This window comes from Pandoraea sp. NE5 (genome assembly GCF_024363545.1).
Classification (GTDB): Bacteria; Pseudomonadota; Gammaproteobacteria; order Burkholderiales; family Burkholderiaceae; genus Pandoraea; species Pandoraea cepalis.
In genome coordinates, this window is the sequence record NZ_AP025517.1 from 2129486 (window position 1) to 2144929 (window position 15444).

General features: G+C 65.9%; 12 protein-coding genes. 2 read left to right on the forward strand and 10 right to left on the reverse strand.

The features are described from left to right. Positions 1–34: 34 nt before the first annotated feature. From PanNE5_RS09750 to dsbD, 6 genes are all read right to left on the reverse strand, one after another. Positions 35–730 (reverse strand): CYTH domain-containing protein, encoded by a 696-nt coding sequence (locus PanNE5_RS09750; RefSeq protein WP_017234670.1) that lies wholly within the window; start codon positions 728–730, stop codon positions 35–37. Between the two features lie 65 nt (positions 731–795). Further along, positions 796–1608 carry an indole-3-glycerol phosphate synthase TrpC gene (trpC, locus tag PanNE5_RS09755; protein ID WP_261939683.1) on the reverse strand — a complete coding sequence of 271 codons (813 nt, stop codon included), beginning with the start codon at positions 1606–1608 and terminating at the stop codon, positions 796–798. Between the two features lie 116 nt (positions 1609–1724). Continuing rightward, complete coding sequence (gene trpD / locus PanNE5_RS09760) at positions 1725–2753, reverse strand: anthranilate phosphoribosyltransferase (RefSeq protein ID WP_017234672.1); 1029 nt, start codon at positions 2751–2753, stop codon at positions 1725–1727. Positions 2754–2815: 62 nt separating this feature from the next. Beyond that, positions 2816–3403 (reverse strand): anthranilate synthase component II, encoded by a 588-nt coding sequence (locus tag PanNE5_RS09765; RefSeq protein ID WP_017234673.1) that lies wholly within the window; start codon positions 3401–3403, stop codon positions 2816–2818. Positions 3404–3771: 368 nt separating this feature from the next. Continuing rightward, complete coding sequence (locus PanNE5_RS09770) at positions 3772–4605, reverse strand: TlpA disulfide reductase family protein (RefSeq protein ID WP_261939684.1); 834 nt, start codon at positions 4603–4605, stop codon at positions 3772–3774. After that, positions 4602–6446 (reverse strand): protein-disulfide reductase DsbD, encoded by a 1845-nt coding sequence (gene dsbD / locus PanNE5_RS09775; RefSeq protein ID WP_261939685.1) that lies wholly within the window; start codon positions 6444–6446, stop codon positions 4602–4604. The genes PanNE5_RS09770 and dsbD overlap by 4 nt, the downstream gene beginning before the upstream one ends. Before the next feature lie 203 nt (positions 6447–6649). Between dsbD and PanNE5_RS09780 the strand changes: the two genes are divergently transcribed. Then, on the forward strand, positions 6650–7315 hold the full coding sequence (locus tag PanNE5_RS09780) for a response regulator (RefSeq protein ID WP_261939686.1): 666 nt from the start codon (positions 6650–6652) through the stop codon (positions 7313–7315). After that, the gene (locus PanNE5_RS09785) at positions 7312–8721 is read left to right on the forward strand and encodes an ATP-binding protein (protein WP_261939687.1); all 1410 of its coding nucleotides are present in this window, start codon (positions 7312–7314) and stop codon (positions 8719–8721) included. The genes PanNE5_RS09780 and PanNE5_RS09785 overlap by 4 nt, the downstream gene beginning before the upstream one ends. Positions 8722–8759: 38 nt before the next feature. Here the strand turns inward: PanNE5_RS09785 and PanNE5_RS09790 are convergent, their stop codons facing one another. Genes PanNE5_RS09790 through PanNE5_RS09805 form a run of 4 tightly spaced genes read right to left on the reverse strand, consistent with a single transcriptional unit; the run spans position 8760 to position 15427 of the window. Further along, on the reverse strand, positions 8760–9950 hold the full coding sequence (locus tag PanNE5_RS09790; RefSeq protein WP_261939688.1) for an ABC transporter permease: 1191 nt from the start codon (positions 9948–9950) through the stop codon (positions 8760–8762). Next, positions 9950–12745: a ribosome-associated ATPase/putative transporter RbbA gene (gene rbbA / locus PanNE5_RS09795; protein ID WP_083902347.1), complete on the reverse strand. Its 2796-nt coding sequence runs from the start codon at positions 12743–12745 to the stop codon at positions 9950–9952. Before rbbA ends, PanNE5_RS09790 begins: the two co-directional genes overlap by 1 nt. A 10-nt stretch (positions 12746–12755) precedes the next feature. After that, the gene (locus PanNE5_RS09800) at positions 12756–13778 is read right to left on the reverse strand and encodes an HlyD family secretion protein (protein WP_261939830.1); all 1023 of its coding nucleotides are present in this window, start codon (positions 13776–13778) and stop codon (positions 12756–12758) included. 47 nt (positions 13779–13825) lie between these two features. Further along, positions 13826–15427 (reverse strand): efflux transporter outer membrane subunit, encoded by a 1602-nt coding sequence (locus PanNE5_RS09805; RefSeq protein WP_261939689.1) that lies wholly within the window; start codon positions 15425–15427, stop codon positions 13826–13828. Positions 15428–15444: the final 17 nt, after the last annotated feature.

A 15444-nucleotide genomic window follows, 5' to 3' on the forward strand; every position in this document is an offset into this window, starting at 1 on the left:
ACACGTGCATCGTGCGCGTGTCCGTGCGCGACGCTCAGCGACTGAGCACCTTTTGCCGCAGACGATACCCGCGCTGCGCCTTGCTCACGTTGTCGCTCTGCAATTCGGGCAGTACGTCGCGCAATTCCTGCGCGAGCGCGTGCAGAATGCGTTCGCCTTGACCCTCGCGGTCGTCTTCCGGAGCGTCGAGCAATTCCAGTTCGACTTCCACGAGCGGCTCCGTGTGGCGTTTGCCGCCGGCCTCAACCGCGACTTCGCCCCGGTCAAAGGCGATCTCGACCGCCGTGCCGTCCCCTGCGATATAGCGCCACAGGCGTCGCACGAAATTCGTTTCGAACTGGGCGACGACATTCGCCCCCTCGGCGCGCAGCAAATCCGCCGTGCCGGGCACGTCGCAAGCGGCGATCAGCGGCGCGAGTTCGAGCGCTTCGCCCCGCACCGCCTGCTCCCACTCGTGACGCACATGCAGTCCATCGCGGGCCTCACCCACCGACTTGAGCGTTTGCAGCCATTGTCCGGGGTGGCCGTCGCGCGCTACGAAACGCAACCGCAGCGCGGCCTTCGCTTGCGCGAGCGCCAGCGCGGGCGTATCGAAATAGCGATTGACGAGATGCCGCTCCCCGCGGGCTTCTGCCCCGGGCAAACGGTCGAGATGGGAAATCAGCGCGTCGGCGCGCTCGGCTGACAGGTCGCCCGGGAGGGCCAGTTTGAGTTCGCGTTCGATGGCCATCGGGGCCGCTCCTGTGAGGGGGGGACGCCGCGCCACCGATCGCTCGCGTGGCGCGTGGCAGGGGATCAGCGGGGCATGTCGAACAGCGTGGCGAGGGCTTCACCCGGGTCGGGCGCGCGCATGAAGGCTTCGCCGACGAGGAAGGCATTGACGCCCGCTGCACGCATGCGCGTGACGTTGTCGCGCGACAGGATACCCGACTCCGTTACGACCACGCGATCGTCCGGAATGTGTTTCAACAGTCCGAGCGTGGTATCGAGCGACACTTCGAAGGTGTGGAGGTTGCGATTGTTGATGCCCAGCAACGGCGTGCTCAGTTCGAGCCCGGCGTCCAGTTCATGGCCGTTGTGCACTTCGACGAGCACCGCCATGCCCAGCGCGTGGGCTTGCGCTTCCAGATCGCGCATATGGGCGAGCTCCAGCGCCGCGGCGATGAGCAGAATGCAGTCGGCGCCCATCTCGCGCGCTTCATACACCTGGTAGGCGTCGATCATGAAGTCCTTGCGCAGCACCGGCAGATCGCACGCGGCGCGCGCGGCCTTCAGATACTCGGGCGAGCCCTGGAAGAACTGCACATCGGTGAGCACCGACAGGCAGGCCGCACCGCCTTTCTGATACGACTCGGCAATCTCCGGCGGGACGAAATGCTCGCGAATCACGCCCTTCGACGGGCTGGCTTTCTTGATCTCGGCGATTACGCCGGGCAGTCCGCCGTCGAGCTTGGTGCGCACCGCCCCCACGAAATCGCGCGTGCGCAGCGCGCTGTCGGCGACGGTGGCTTCGGCGTCGCGGCGCAGGCTCGCGAGGTCACGCACGCGCTTCGCAGCGGCGACTTCTTCAGCCTTGACGGCCAGGATCTTGTCGAGAACGGTAGACATATCGATGGATGACTCGGGGGCTACTGAATGTGACGGGCGTCATCGAAAAAGATGCCCGTCGTAATCGAAATCGGGAGGGGCCGACGGGGTACCGTTGGCGGTACCGGCGTCACGCCTTATCCCTTGAATCGCTGCGTGAAGGCGACGAACTCGTCGAGCTTCGCGCGCGCCGCGCCGCTGGCGATGGATTCGCGCGCCAGTTGGATACCTTCGCCAATCGACGCCGCACGGTTGGCGGCATACAGCGCGGTACCGGCATTGAGCGCGACAATCTCGCGTGCGGTGCCCGGCTTGTTGTCGAGTGCTTCGATCAACATCGTCTTCGATTCGTCGGCGCTGCCGACCTTCAGGCCGCGATTGCTCACCATTTGCAGGCCGAAGTCCTCGGGATGAATCTCGTACTCGGTGACCTTGCCGTCCTTCAACTCGCCCACCAGCGTGGCGGCGCCGAGCGACACTTCGTCCATGCCGTCCTTGCCGTAGACCACGAGCACGTGTTCGGCGCCCAGACGCTGCATCACGCGTACCTGGATACCGACCAGATCGGGGTGGAATACGCCCATCAACTGGTTCGGCGCACCGGCCGGATTGGTGAGCGGCCCGAGAATATTGAAGATCGTGCGTACGCCCATTTCCTTGCGCACGGCCGCCACGTTCTTCATCGCCGGATGATGGTTCGGCGCGAACATGAAGCCGATGCCGACTTCGCGCAGACACTCGGCGACCTGCTCGGGCGAGAGCATGATGTTCACGCCCAGGGCCTCGAGCACGTCAGCGCTGCCCGACTTGGAACTCACGCCGCGGTTGCCGTGCTTGGCGACCTTGGCGCCCGCGCCTGCTGCCACGAACATCGACGCGGTGGAGATATTGAACGTATGCGACACATCGCCGCCGGTGCCCACGATATCGACGAAATGCTCGCCGGGGGGGGCGTCGACATGGTTGGCGAACTCGCGCATCACTTGCGCGGCTGCGGCGATCTCACCGATGGTTTCCTTCTTCACGCGCAGGCCGGTGATGATGGCCGCGCACATGACCGGGGAAATCTCGCCCTTCATGATGAGACGCATCAGGTGCAGCATCTCGTCGTGGAAAATTTCACGGTGCTCGATGGTGCGCTGCAGGGCTTCTTGCGGGGTAATCATGGCTTGCTCTCTCGTCGGTCGGATCGGCTCGGGTGGCTCGGGTGGCACGCTCGGGGCGGCGCTCATGCAGCCTGCGCCGCGCGCGGTGCGGCTTGCAGGAAATTGCGCAGCACGTCGTGGCCGTGCTCCGACAGAATCGATTCGGGGTGGAACTGCACGCCTTCGACATCGAGCGTCTTGTGACGCACGCCCATGATCTCGCCGTCGTCCGTCCAGGCGGTGACTTCGAGGCAGTCGGGCAGCGATGCGCGCTCGATGGCCAGCGAGTGATAACGCGTGACGGTAAAGCGCTTGGGCAAATTCGCGAACACGCCTTGTTGCGTGGTCTCGATCTCGCTCACCTTGCCGTGCATGATCTGCTGGGCGCGTACGACCTTGCCGCCGAACGCTTCGCCGATCGCCTGATGACCGAGGCAGACGCCGAGAATCGGAATCTCGCCGGCGAAGCGCTTGAGCACGTCGAGCGTGATGCCCGCGTTGGCCGGACAGCTCGGACCCGGCGAGAGGCAGATGCGCTCGGGGGCGAGTTCGGCGATGGCGTCGAGCGTGATTTCGTCGTTGCGAAAGACCCGCACGTCTTCGCCCAATTCACCGAAGTATTGGACGATGTTGTAAGTAAACGAGTCGTAGTTGTCGATCATCAGCAGCATGATGGTCCCTGTTCGTCGGGTGACAAAGGATTGTCGAACGCATGAGATTTGCGAATTCCCCCTGAGCGTGCCCCCACGTTGAGTTCGCGATCCGCGGGGGAGGGCGCTATGGGGATGAGATAGACGTGGCGGGTTACCGCCACCAGCGCAGGGCGGCGGTCAGAGGCGACCAGAGGAGGGGGGAAGACTGATACGACATCATAGTGACGAGGATTGTAGCAGTATCTGCGGGGTGTCGTGGGCGGGGCGTCGCAAAAAGCAGTCGATCGACGGGTTTCTCGCGAGATCGAGCCATTTTTCGCAAGAATGTACGTGCCGCAGCGGCGGTCGTTCGACGATTCTGCGACGCCCGGGCCAGGGTTGTTCGCCTAGGGGGCCGGCGGCACCGGAGCTCGATGAAGGCGGCGTTGCAGCGTGTCGCGCAGACGCGCCGCCGTCAGTTCGCCCAAATGCGCTTCGACCAGACGGCCCTGCGTATCGTAGAACAGCGTGGTGGGCAGTGCGCGCGCGCTCGCTGCCTGCATGGCTTGCGATGCGGGATCAAGCAGCAGGTGGTTGAATTCCAGCCCTTGCGATTGCACGAATGCTTCGACCGTATGCGCGGCTTCGCCCTGATTGATCATCAGGAACGTCACGTCGGGATAGTCCGCTTGGGCCTTCTCCAGTACGGGCATTTCGCGACGGCACGGTGGGCACCAACTTGCCCACAGATTGATCACGACGGGGCGGCCACGATAGGTGTCGAGCGCCACGGGCCGGCCGTCGATTGTCGCGAGCGTCAGCGGCGGCAGCGGCGGTGCGGTGCGCTGCAGGGCGCCCAGCCCAACCTGTGCGGCGCCCCAGAGTGCCACGCCCGCGACGAAGCCGCATAGCATCGGGCGACGCGCTGACGCATCACGGCGCACACGCCACAGCGCCCAGCCCAGTGCGACGGGCAGCCCGACCCAAACCGTGAACCCGCCGTCGCCAATTGCAACAATGGACAGCGGGGCGGCGGCGTAGTCGGGCCACCAGCGCAGCACATAGGCGGCGCGCGCGGCGAGTAGGCCGATGAAGAGCGCGTCGAGCAGCAGGCTCGCCGCCGTGCGGCGTGCCGTGGCATCTGTGCCGCGCAGGAGGTAGTGCGCGACGAGCCAGGCCAGCAACGCCGCTGCGGCCACGGCGACCGTCGGTATGGAGAACGGGCCAAGGCTGCTGGTCATGCGTTCCCCGCTGCGTCGAGATGGCGCAGGAAGCTGCGCGCATCCAGCTCGCCGACCATGCGTTGTGCGCGCACCTCCTGACCGTTCGCATCGATGAGAATGAGCGTGGGCGGACCGAGCACCCCCCACCGTTTCATCAGAGCCTGATCGATCGCGTCGTTCTTCGTCACGTCCGGGCGTAGCACTTGCATCGTCGCCAGGCGAGCCGCGACCTCCGGATCGCCGAACACATTGCGCTCGATGACATGGCAGCTCACGCACCAGTCGGCGTAGAAGTCGATCAACGTCCATTGCCCCTTCGCGACCGCCTGAGCAATGCGCGCATCGACATCCTCGGCAGACTTGACGCCGATGTAGTTCAATCGCGTGCCACTCTGCGCAGCCGCGCCATGCGTGACTGACGCGTTCGCCCGTGCGAGAGGACTGAGTACCGCGTCGCTGCCAGACGCGGCGCCCACGAGCATGAGTACGGACCAGATGCCGGCCAACGACGACGCGAACAACAGCGTCCATCCTGCCGACTGGCCGCGTAGCGTCCATGCCCACGCGCCGAGCCCGACAGCGAGACCGAGGCCGAGCGCGCCCCACAGCATCAGGCTGACGCTGCCGGGAAGGAAGCGGCTCAGCATCAGAATGGCCATGCCCGTCATGACATAGGCGAACGCGATTCGCACGCGGACCATCCACGCTCCCGGACGCGGCAGAATCCGCGAGCCGAACAGCGCGATGGCCAGCAACGGCAGTCCCATGCCGACACCCAGTGCAAACAGCGCGAAGCCGCCCATCCACGCGTTGCCCGTCTGACCGATATAGAGCAAGGCGCCGGCCAGCGGGGCCGTCATGCAGGGGCCGACGAGCAGCGCCGAGAGCAGGCCGAGTGCGGCCGCACCGACGAGGCTGCCGCCGGGGCGCGGCTGCCCGGGGGCGTTGAGTCGATTCGTCACGAACGCCGGCAGACGCAGCTCGAACAGACCGAACAACGACGCAGCCAGTACCAGGAAGAGCCCCGCGAAGGCGCCGAGCAGCCAGGGTGATTGCAACGTCGCCTGCAAGTTCGCGCCGGCCAAGCCCGCCGCGACGCCCACCGACGCATACGTCAGCGCCATCGCCAACACGTACGACAGCGAGAGTGCGAGCGCGCGCAACGGCGCCGGACGATTGCCCACGATCATCGTCGAGACGATGGGGATCATCGGCAGCGTGCACGGCGTGAAGGCCAGCAGCAAGCCGAAGCCGAAGAACAGCAGCGTGCCGGTGATGGGGCCCAGCGAGGCGAGTCGTTGCGCTGCAGCCTGGTCCTGTGCGAGAGGCGCAGCGTTATCGGCGGCGCGCGTCGCTGGGATATCAGGGGGAGTCGGCATCCGGGAGGTGCCGAAGGCAACCGGACTGGCCGAGGTGGGCGGGTTCGCCGGGATGGCTGCGCCTGAGGCCATCCCGGCGGGCAAGGCGATCGTCATCGTTTGCGGGGGATAGCAGATGCCGGCGTCGGCGCAGCCCTGCCAGTGCAGCGTTACCGGACCGGGTGTCGTTGCGGGCAGATGCATGCGCAACGCATCGTCGGTATAGATCTCCGTCTCGCCGAAGAACTCATCGGTGTGTGTCGACCCTGCCGAGAGCGTCAGCGCCACGGGGCTGCCCGACGCATCCTCAGCACGCAGCGAATGACGGTAAACGTAGTAATCCTTGGCAATCTGGCCGACGACTTCGAACCGGCCGTCAACGTGGCTGACCGGGGCAAGCGTCAGCACCTGAGACGCTTCCAGGAATTTCGGCGTGATCTGCCAGGGCAAGGCATCGGCGGTGCGCGTCCAGCCGATCGCACCGAGAAAAATCACAAACATGAAAAAAGCGCGACGTAGCAAATCTGTTCTCCCGCGGAAATCCCTAAGCAGGCAAGAGTGTGGCCTACGCCGATTAACCGAGAGTTAACGAGCGCTAACGCTTGGGCCGGGTGTGGTGGATAAACCGACACCCGCGGGATCGCCGTCCAATTCATTACGCAAAGTACGTAACATGGCGCGATATTCACAAGAGGTGCGGAATCGTGCGAGTGCTGTTGGTGGAAGACGACGACTTGATTGCGAGCGGCATTGTCGCGGGGCTGAACGCGCTGGGAATCGCGGTCGAGCATGCGGCGTGTGGTGCGGCGGCGGTGGCGGCACATGCGGAGAACACGTTCGATGCGCTGGTGCTCGATCTGGGATTGCCCGATGGCGATGGCCTCGGCGTTCTGTCGGAGATTCGCGCGATGGAGCGCGACGTGCCCGTCCTGATCCTGACGGCGCGCGACGGCATCGAGCACCGCATTGCCGGCTTGAATGGCGGGGGTGACGACTACATGGTCAAGCCGTTCGACCTGCGTGAGTTGGCGGCGCGACTGCATGCGTTGATTCGCCGGGTGCAGGGGCGTGCGGCCCCGATCATCGAGGCCGGGCCGCTGCGGCTGGAGCCGGCGAGCGGACTGGCGTGGCTTGATGGCGAGCCGGTCGAACTCTCGCGCAAGGAAGTCGACTTGCTGGCGCATCTGGCGAGCTGTCGAGGCCGGTGGCTCACGCCCGACATGTTGAACGAGCGGCTGTATGGGTTGACCGACCGACTGGGCAGCAATGCGTTGAACGTACACATTCACAACGTGCGTCGAAAATTGGGGGGCGGGGTCATTCAGACGGCGCGGGGCCTGGGCTACCGATTGGGATGGGCGTTGTCATGAGTCTTCGTTTGCGTGCGGTGTTGATCGCTGGCGTGGCGCTTGTCGTGCTCTGGGCTGCGGTGGCGGGGTGGATGATGCGAGGGGTGCAAGCCAATCTTGACCGGACACTCGACGAGCGCCTTGCGATGTCGGCCCGGATGGTGTCGGGACTGTTGGCGCGGGCTGCGCTGTCGCCGCTTGCCCCGGGCGTTGGCAACGCCGACTGGGGCGACGTCATTCGTGTGGGCAGCGACGATGGGATTGCATGCGAGATCCGGTCGGTGCATGGTGCGGTGCTGGCGCGCACCGAGGGCGGGCCACAGTCGGCCGAGCGGTCATTGCCGCTGGGTTTGAGCACCATGGTGTTCGAAGGCAAGCGTTGGCGCATCTACGTGTTGCAGGACGAACGCGGGTATCAGGTGATGACGGCCGACGGGCTCGACAAGCGGGCCGCGCTCACGAGTGCGTTGCTGCGAGCCGTGGGAGTGCCGTTCATGATTGCGGTGGTGGGTGGTTTGATGGCGTTGTGGGTCGGCATTGGACGCGGGTTGTTGCCGTTGGATGCGTTGCGATTGGCGTTGCGTCGCAAGCACGTCGACGACACGGCGCCCATCGACCTGGGGCGTGCGCCGACCGAGCTGCGCCCGGTCGTCTCGGCACTTAACGGGTGGCTGGACCGGCTGACCCAGGCGATGGCGTATCAGCGGGCGTTCACCGATGCGGCGGCACACGAATTGCGCACGCCTTTGACGGCGGTGGACACGCACTTGCAGGTGGCGGAGCTCACGCAGGGCGAGCCGGCCAGGCGGGCGTTGCATCAGGCGGGGGTGGGCGTGCGTCGCTTGCGGCATACGCTGGATCAGATGATGACGCTTGCGCGTGCGGAGGCGCCTGAGCATTCGCCGCAGGCGTGCAAGTCGGTGCGCGAGGTTTTGGAGGGCGTTCTTGCCGCGGGGGAGGAGACGGATCGGGGCCCCGTTCCGCTGCGAGTTGGGTCACTGTCTGAGTGGCGGAATGGGGCCCCGGTCCGTCGTGACGTACCTCGGATCGCATTCAGCATGTCGTGCGAAGACGGGGGCACACCGATCCCTCGTTCGATGCTTGGCACGGCGGTGCGCAATCTCGTGGATAACGCGTTGCGGTATTCCCCGGCGGAGTGTCCGATCGAAGTGACGGTAGGGATGGACGACCATCGTCGGCAGTACTGCATCGTGGTAGGAGACCGGGGTCCGGGCCTGGCGCCGGAGCAGGCGATGCGATTGGGCCAGCGTTTCTGGCGCGGCGATCAGGGTCGGCAGCAGGGTGAGGGGGCGGGTTTGGGGATTTCCATCGTGCAGGCCATCGCCTCGCGCTTTGGCGCCACGCTCGAGTTTGCGTCGCGCGATGGCGGGGGGTTGCTGGCGCGGCTGTACGTGCCCGTTGGCTGATGAGCGACCCATCGCACCTATCCCACCCATCGTACGCGTTAAGCCATCGAACTGAGCGTGCGACGAAACCGTCGCAGTGAGACGGCGAAGAGCACGGCGCCGATGAGCGCGAGCGCCATGAACTGCACCCACACCACGCCGATCCCGGCCCCTCGGAACAGGATCGCCTGACTCAGCTCGACGAAATGCGTGGTGGGCGCGGCCAGCATGATGTCCTTCACCAGCGGCGGCATGCTCTCGCGCGGCGTGTTCGCGCCCGAGAGCATTTCCAGTGGCAGCAGCACCAGAATCAGCAGCATGCCGAACTGCGGCATCGACCGCGCGAGCGTCGCAAGAAAAATCCCCATCGACGTGGTGGCGAACAGGTGCAGCGTTGCTCCCAGCAGGAACAGCGCCACCGACCCGCCGATCGGCACATGCAGCGCACCGCTCACGATCAGCCAAAGCGACATCGCGGCGGCGATCAGCACCACCAATCCCATCGACCAGATCTTCGCCGCCATGATTTCGGTCGGTGTCACCGGCATGACGAGCAAATGCTCGATCGTGCCGTGCTCGCGCTCGCGAATGAGGGCGGCGCCCGTGAGGATGATCGAGAGCATCGTGATGTTGTTGACGATCTCCATGAGCGCGCCGAACCACGCGCGCTCCAGCGTCGGGTTGAAGCGCACGCGCAACGCCAGATCGATCGGCAATGCGAGGTTCGATCGGTATCGCTGGAGGAACTCGCGCACCTCTGCCGAAACGATCTGCTGCACATAGCCGCTGCCGGTGAACGCCTGACTCATGCGCGTGGCGTCGACATTGAGCTGGACTTCGGCCGCACGTCCCGCCAGCACGTCGCGCTGAAAATTCGGCGGAATGTTCAACGCGAACGTGAACGCGCCTTCGTCCATGCCGCGATCGACGGCGTCCGCCGTAATCATGCGCGGCGGGGTGAACTGCGGCGGATAGAACGCCGAGACGATGCGCTGCGAGAGCGGTGAAGCGTCTTCGTCCACAATCGCGATCGGCGCAAGATGCAATGTGTCGGGCAGTGCTGTCGCTGCGGAATAGACCGATGCCGTGAACGTATAGACGATGAGCACCAGCATCGTCACATCGCGCGCCAGACTCCATAGCTCCTTGATGCCGAGCCGATAGATGTTCGCCAGATGCCGCGGCCACGGATGCGGGTTCTGCGGCGGTGCCTCGCGACGCGAGGCCGGCGGGAGCGGCGGGCCTGCCATCACCTCTCCTGTTTGTTGAGCAGCAGGATCGTGGAGCCGAGTACCACGGGCACGGCGATCAATAACGGCCAGAACGCGTTGCCGAGGTCGGCAAATCCGAGCGCCTTGTTGAACACGCCGCGGCTGATGATCAGCATGTAGGTCGACGGATAGATCTCGCCGATGATCCGGCCCGAGCCCTCCATCGAGGGCACCGGCGTGAGCATCCCGGAAAACTGGATCGCCGGAATCATGGTGCCGATCATCGTGAAGAACAGCGCCGCGATCTGGCTGCGGGTGAAAGTGGATGCCAGCAGGCCAATGCCCGTGGCGACGACATTGAAAATGAAGACGGCGCTCACGAGCGTCAGAAAGCTTCCCTTGATCGGCACGCCGAACAGCGTCACGGCGATGAGCGCCATGAGCAGGAAGTTCAGCATGGCAAGCGCGACGTACGGAATCTGCTTGCCGATCAGGAATTCCGTGCGGGTGACCGGTGTCACGTACAGGTTCAGGATCGAGCCGAGCTCCTTCTCCCGCACCACGGACAGGGCGGTAAGCATGGCAGGCAGCATCAGCAAGAGCAGCGGAATCACCGCCGGTACCATCGCGGGAAGGCTCTTCACGTCGGGGTTGTAGCGATATCGGATCTCGATGTCGAGCGACGACGTCGGACGCGCGCCGAGGCGGTGCAATGACTGATCCGCCAGCCAGGTCTGGTGCATCCCCTGCACGTAGCCCTGCACCGTCTCGGCGCGCATCGGCATCGCCCCGTCTATCCATGCGCCGATCTCGACCGCCTTGCCGCGTAACACGTCGCGAGCGAAGCCCGGCGGAATCTCGATGGCCAGCGCCAGGTCGCCTTCGCGCAGTCGCCGGTCCATATCGGCGTCGTCCTTGATGGGCGGTTGTTCGATGAAGTAGCGCGACCCCGCGATGTTGAGCGCGTAGTTCTGGCTCAACGTGGTCTGGTCGCGGTCGAGCACGGCGTAGCGCAAATCTTCCACGTCCATGCTGATACCGTAGCCCATCACCAGCATCAACACGAGCGAGCCCACCAGCGCAAGCGTGGCGCGCACCGGGTCGCGCTGCAGCTCCAGCGTCTCGCGCCAGAGATAGCTGAGCAGGCGGCCGAGCGAGAATGCCTTGTGCCGAGGGGGCGCCGTTTCGACGATGACAGATGATTCAGGCGGGGTGGACGTGTCAGGCGACGCTGGCGCCAGCGATGCGCCGCCACCTGCTTCCACGAGATACTCGATAAAGGCCTGCTCGAGCGTGGCCGCGCCCTTGTCGTGCGTGATCTTCGCGGGCGGATCGGACACGAGCACCTTGCCCGCGTGCATCAACGAGATGCGGTCGCAGCGCTCCGCCTCGTTCATGAAGTGCGTGGAGATGAAGATCGTCACGCGATCCCGGCGCGACAGTGCCACCAGCAGACGCCAGAAGTTGTCGCGCGCGATGGGATCGACGCCCGACGTCGGCTCATCGAGAATCAACAGTTCGGGCTTGTGCACCATCGCCACGGCGAGCGACAGGCGCTGACGCATGCCGAGCGCAAGGGTGTCGGGCAGTGCGCCCAGCACGTCTGCCAGACCGAAGCGACGTGCCATCTCGGCCACGCGTGCGCCGACCTCGGCCTCGGGCACATGGAACAGCCTGGCGTGCAGCACGAGGTTCTGATGCACCGTCAGCTCGGTATAGAGCGAGAACGCCTGCGACATGTAGCCCACGCGGCGGCGTGTGCCGATGTCCTTCGGATCGACTTCGTGACCGAAGAGCCAGGCCCGGCCGTCGCTCGCTTGCAGCAGGCCGGTGAGCAACTTCATCGTGGTGGTCTTGCCGCAACCGTTCGAGCCGAGGAAGCCGAAGATCTCGCCGCGACGAATGCGGAAGTCCACGTGATCGACCGCAACGAAATCGCCGAAGCGCATCGTGAGATCCTTGGCTTCGATGGCGATCTCCGTGTGTTCGTCGATCGGCAGCGGCGGAATCGCGACGGGCTCGTAGCCGCGCGTTTTCTCCGCAGGCAGCAGGTCGATGAACGCCGCTTCCAGGGTGTCTCGCCGCGTGTGCGCAAGCAACTCGGCGGGCGTGCCGGTCGCGAGCACCCTGCCCGCGTCCATGGCGACGAGCCAGTCGAAGCGCTGTGCCTCATCCATATACGCGGTGGCGACGATCACGCTCATCGTCGGTCGCGCGCGACGAATGCGCGCGATCAATTCCCAGAACTGAGCGCGCGCGAGCGGATCCACGCCGGTCGTGGGCTCGTCGAGCACCAGCAGATCGGGATCGTGAATCAGCGCGCAACACAGCCCCAGCTTCTGCTTCATGCCCCCCGAGAGCTTGCCCGCCGGCCGGTCGAGAAACGCATGCAGGCCGGTGCTGTGCGTGAGGTCATCGATGCGGCGGCGCCGCTCCGGGGCATCGTGACCGAAGAGCCGCGCGAAGAATTGCAGGTTCTCCTCGACGGAGAGCGTCGGATAAAGATTCTTGCCGAGTCCCTGCGGCATATAGGCGATGCGCGGACACACGCGGTCGCGATGCGCCTTGCTCGCCATGTCGCCGCCGAGCGCTTCGACGGTGCCCGCTTGCACCACCCGCGCGCCCGCGATGAGCGACAGCAGGGTGGACTTGCCGACGCCGTCCGGACCGATCAGACCGACTATGCCATGGGCGGGGAGGTCCAGGCTGACGTTGTCCAACGCGACCGTCTTGCGGCCGTAACGCAGTGTCACGTCGGCGACGCGCACCACCGGCGGCAAGCGGCTGCCGGGCGGGGGCGATATCGAAGGCGAAGGTGGGGGCGGCACCGTCATGATGCGCGGCTCACTGCGGCAGCTTCGTTTGCAATTGGGGCGGCCACGGCACCTGACGGTCGGTCTTCACCCAAGCGACGCCGGGCAGGCCCGTCTTCACGAGCGTCAGATGCTGTTGCAGCAATTCGGGCGCAATCTGCGCGCGCACGCGGAACATCAGCTTCTGGCGCTCGCTCTCGGTCTCGACGGTCTTCGGCGTGAACTGCGCCGTGCTCGAGACGAAGGAGAGGGTCGCGGGAATGACGTACTGGGGCGCTGCGTCGAGCACGATGCGAACGTCGGCGCCCATGGCGAGACGGCCGGCCACCGTTTCCGGCAGGAAGAACGTCATGTATACATCCGACAGGTCGACGAGGTTGAGCACCTTGCCGCCCGCCGCCAGCACTTCGCCGGGTTGCGCTACGCGAAATTGCACGCGGCCGTCGCGCGGCGCCTTGAGTTCGCTGTCGGCAATGTCGGCTTCGATACGGTGGATGGTGGCCTGCGCGGCTTCGACTGTCGATCTCGCGCCAGTCACCTGGGCGTTGGCCGCCTCCACCGCCGATTGCGCGGCGGCGACCTGCGCGCGCGCCGCGGTGACGGCGGCGCGCGTGCTGCGAACGCGCGCACGATCGTCGTCCAACTCCTGCACCGACGACGCCCCTTCTTTCGACAGGGTCTCCGAGCGCGACAGACGCCGCGCGGCGGCGTCGAGTTCGGCCTCGCGTGCCGCCACGTTCGCCTCGGCCGTCGCCTTGTCCGACACGCGCGCGGCGGCCTGTGCCTGAATCGCCGCCACGTTGGTCACAGCCTGTCGATACTGGGCACTGGCCTCGTCGCGCTGCGCGTTGAGCGTGTCGATCTGCATCTTGGCAAGCACCTGACCCGCTTTCACGAAATCGCCTTCCCGAACGTAGATGGCTTCGACGCGCCCGCCGAGTTTGGTGGCGATGTCGACTTCGGTGGCTTCGATACGGCCGTTGCCGCTGGCAAACCCTTCTCCCGGCCCGGCATTTCGGAAGGTCGTCCATCCGTACCAACCCAGACCGATCATGGCGAGCACGATCAGGGCCGGAACCAGTGTCTTGGCGTTGGGGAGCGTCATTGGGGGCTGACCTCGGGCATTGAGTGAGCGGCCGGCGCGGTGTACGCCGGACTCGCTGGGCCGGCCGGGCCGGCAGGCGGCGGCACGGCGAGCCGCGGCGTGCGAGCGAACGGTCCGCCCGGCGCATCCGCAGGGGGCATGCGCCGGCTGCCGCCCCCGAGCGCCGTATAGAGCGACACCCGTGCGGAGAGCAGCGCGCGGCGTGTCTGCACGGTCTGTTGCTCGATGGCGAGGAGGTCGCGTTGGGCGTCTAGCACTTCGAGAAACGCGGCCGCACCGTGGTCGTAGCGCAGCTTGGCGAGCCGTGCGCGCTCGGCCTGGGCGTCCTGCGTGGCTTGCAGGATCGTGACCTGATCGGCCAACCAGCGGCGCGCACTCAGGGCGTCGGCGACATCGCGAAATGCGCCCTGGATCGTCTTCTCGTAATTCGCGACCGACTCCACGCGCCGCGCTTCGGCGAGATCGAGATTGTTGACGAGGCGTCCGCCCTGGAAGATCGGCAGACTGAGGCTGGGCGTGAACGTCCATGCGGCGCTGCCGGCCTTGAACAGGCCATCGAGCGCGCTGCTCGCCGTGCCCACCGAGCCGGTGAGCGTAATCTGCGGGAAGAACGCCGCGCGCGCCGCGCCGATGTTGGCGTGTGCCGCGCGCAACTGATATTCGGCCGCGATGATGTCGGGCCGGTCCTCCAACAACGATGACGGCAGGCCGGGGTCGAGTTCGCGCATCAGACGGGCATCGTCGAGCGTGGTGTCGAGGGCTGGCGCTGACGTGTCGATCGGCGCGCCCACGAGCACCTGCAGCGCGTGCGCCTGTGCGGACCGCTGCAGCTGAAGTTGGGCGACGAGCGCGCGGGCCTGCTGCCAGAGGGTCGTGACTTCGGTGAGATCGAGCTTCGAGGTCGCACCGACCTGTTCGCGGCGCGTGAAGATGCGCAGCGACTCGGCACGGCTGTCGACCGTCTGCTGCGCCAAGGCGATGCGCTCGTCGAATTCGCGCAGGCTCAGCCACGTTTGCGCGACCTGCGAGATCAGGCTGAGCGCCAGCGCGCGTCGAGCCGCGTCGGACGCCAGGTAGTCGTCGAGCGCGGCATCCTTCAGATTGCGGATCCGCCCCCAGAAGTCCAGCTCCCACGTCGACAGGCCGAGGCCGACCTGATATTGGCTGCTGATATAGGGGTTGCCGGTGAGACTGAGATCGCCGGGCAGACGTTGACGTGTCTGGTTGCCGCCCACGCCGAGCGACGGCAGTTGATCGGCGCGTTGAATCCCGTACACCGCTCGCGCTTGTTCGACCCGGGCGAGCGCGACGCGCAGATCGCGATTGTTGGCCAGGGCGGTTTCGATGAGCACGCGCAGCCGGGGATCGGCGAAATACTCGCGCCAGTCGAGCCCGGACGCCGGCCGCGCGGCCGCCGTGGCCGGCGACGTGGTGGCATCTTGGGGCCACACGTCGGCGACCGGCGGTGCCGGGCGTTCGTAGCGGGGCGCTAGCGAAAGACAGCCGCCAAGCAGGGTCGTGACGAGCGCGGCAATCACGGGCGTCGCGGCGGTGTTCGCGACGCCCGGACGCCTGGGTGAATTGCAGGGTTTCGCCATAGAAGTCCCAACCTCCC

Bases quoted from the DNA above. Each gene is read 5' to 3' on its own strand.
- PanNE5_RS09750 (WP_017234670.1), bottom strand. From the start codon at position 730: ATGGCCATCGAACGCGAACTCAAACTGGCCCTCCCGGGCGACCTGTCA.
- trpC (WP_261939683.1), bottom strand. From the start codon at position 1,608: ATGTCTACCGTTCTCGACAAGATCCTGGCCGTCAAGGCTGAAGAAGTC.
- trpD (WP_017234672.1), bottom strand. From the start codon at position 2,753: ATGATTACCCCGCAAGAAGCCCTGCAGCGCACCATCGAGCACCGTGAA.
- PanNE5_RS09765 (WP_017234673.1), bottom strand. From the start codon at position 3,403: ATGCTGCTGATGATCGACAACTACGACTCGTTTACTTACAACATCGTC.
- PanNE5_RS09770 (WP_261939684.1), bottom strand. From the start codon at position 4,605: ATGACCAGCAGCCTTGGCCCGTTCTCCATACCGACGGTCGCCGTGGCC.
- dsbD (WP_261939685.1), bottom strand. From the start codon at position 6,446: ATGTTTGTGATTTTTCTCGGTGCGATCGGCTGGACGCGCACCGCCGAT.
- PanNE5_RS09785 (WP_261939687.1), top strand. From the start codon at position 7,312: ATGAGTCTTCGTTTGCGTGCGGTGTTGATCGCTGGCGTGGCGCTTGTC.
- PanNE5_RS09790 (WP_261939688.1), bottom strand. From the start codon at position 9,950: ATGGCAGGCCCGCCGCTCCCGCCGGCCTCGCGTCGCGAGGCACCGCCG.
- rbbA (WP_083902347.1), bottom strand. From the start codon at position 12,745: ATGACGGTGCCGCCCCCACCTTCGCCTTCGATATCGCCCCCGCCCGGC.
- PanNE5_RS09800 (WP_261939830.1), bottom strand. From the start codon at position 13,778: ATGATCGGTCTGGGTTGGTACGGATGGACGACCTTCCGAAATGCCGGG.
- PanNE5_RS09805 (WP_261939689.1), bottom strand. From the start codon at position 15,427: ATGGCGAAACCCTGCAATTCACCCAGGCGTCCGGGCGTCGCGAACACC.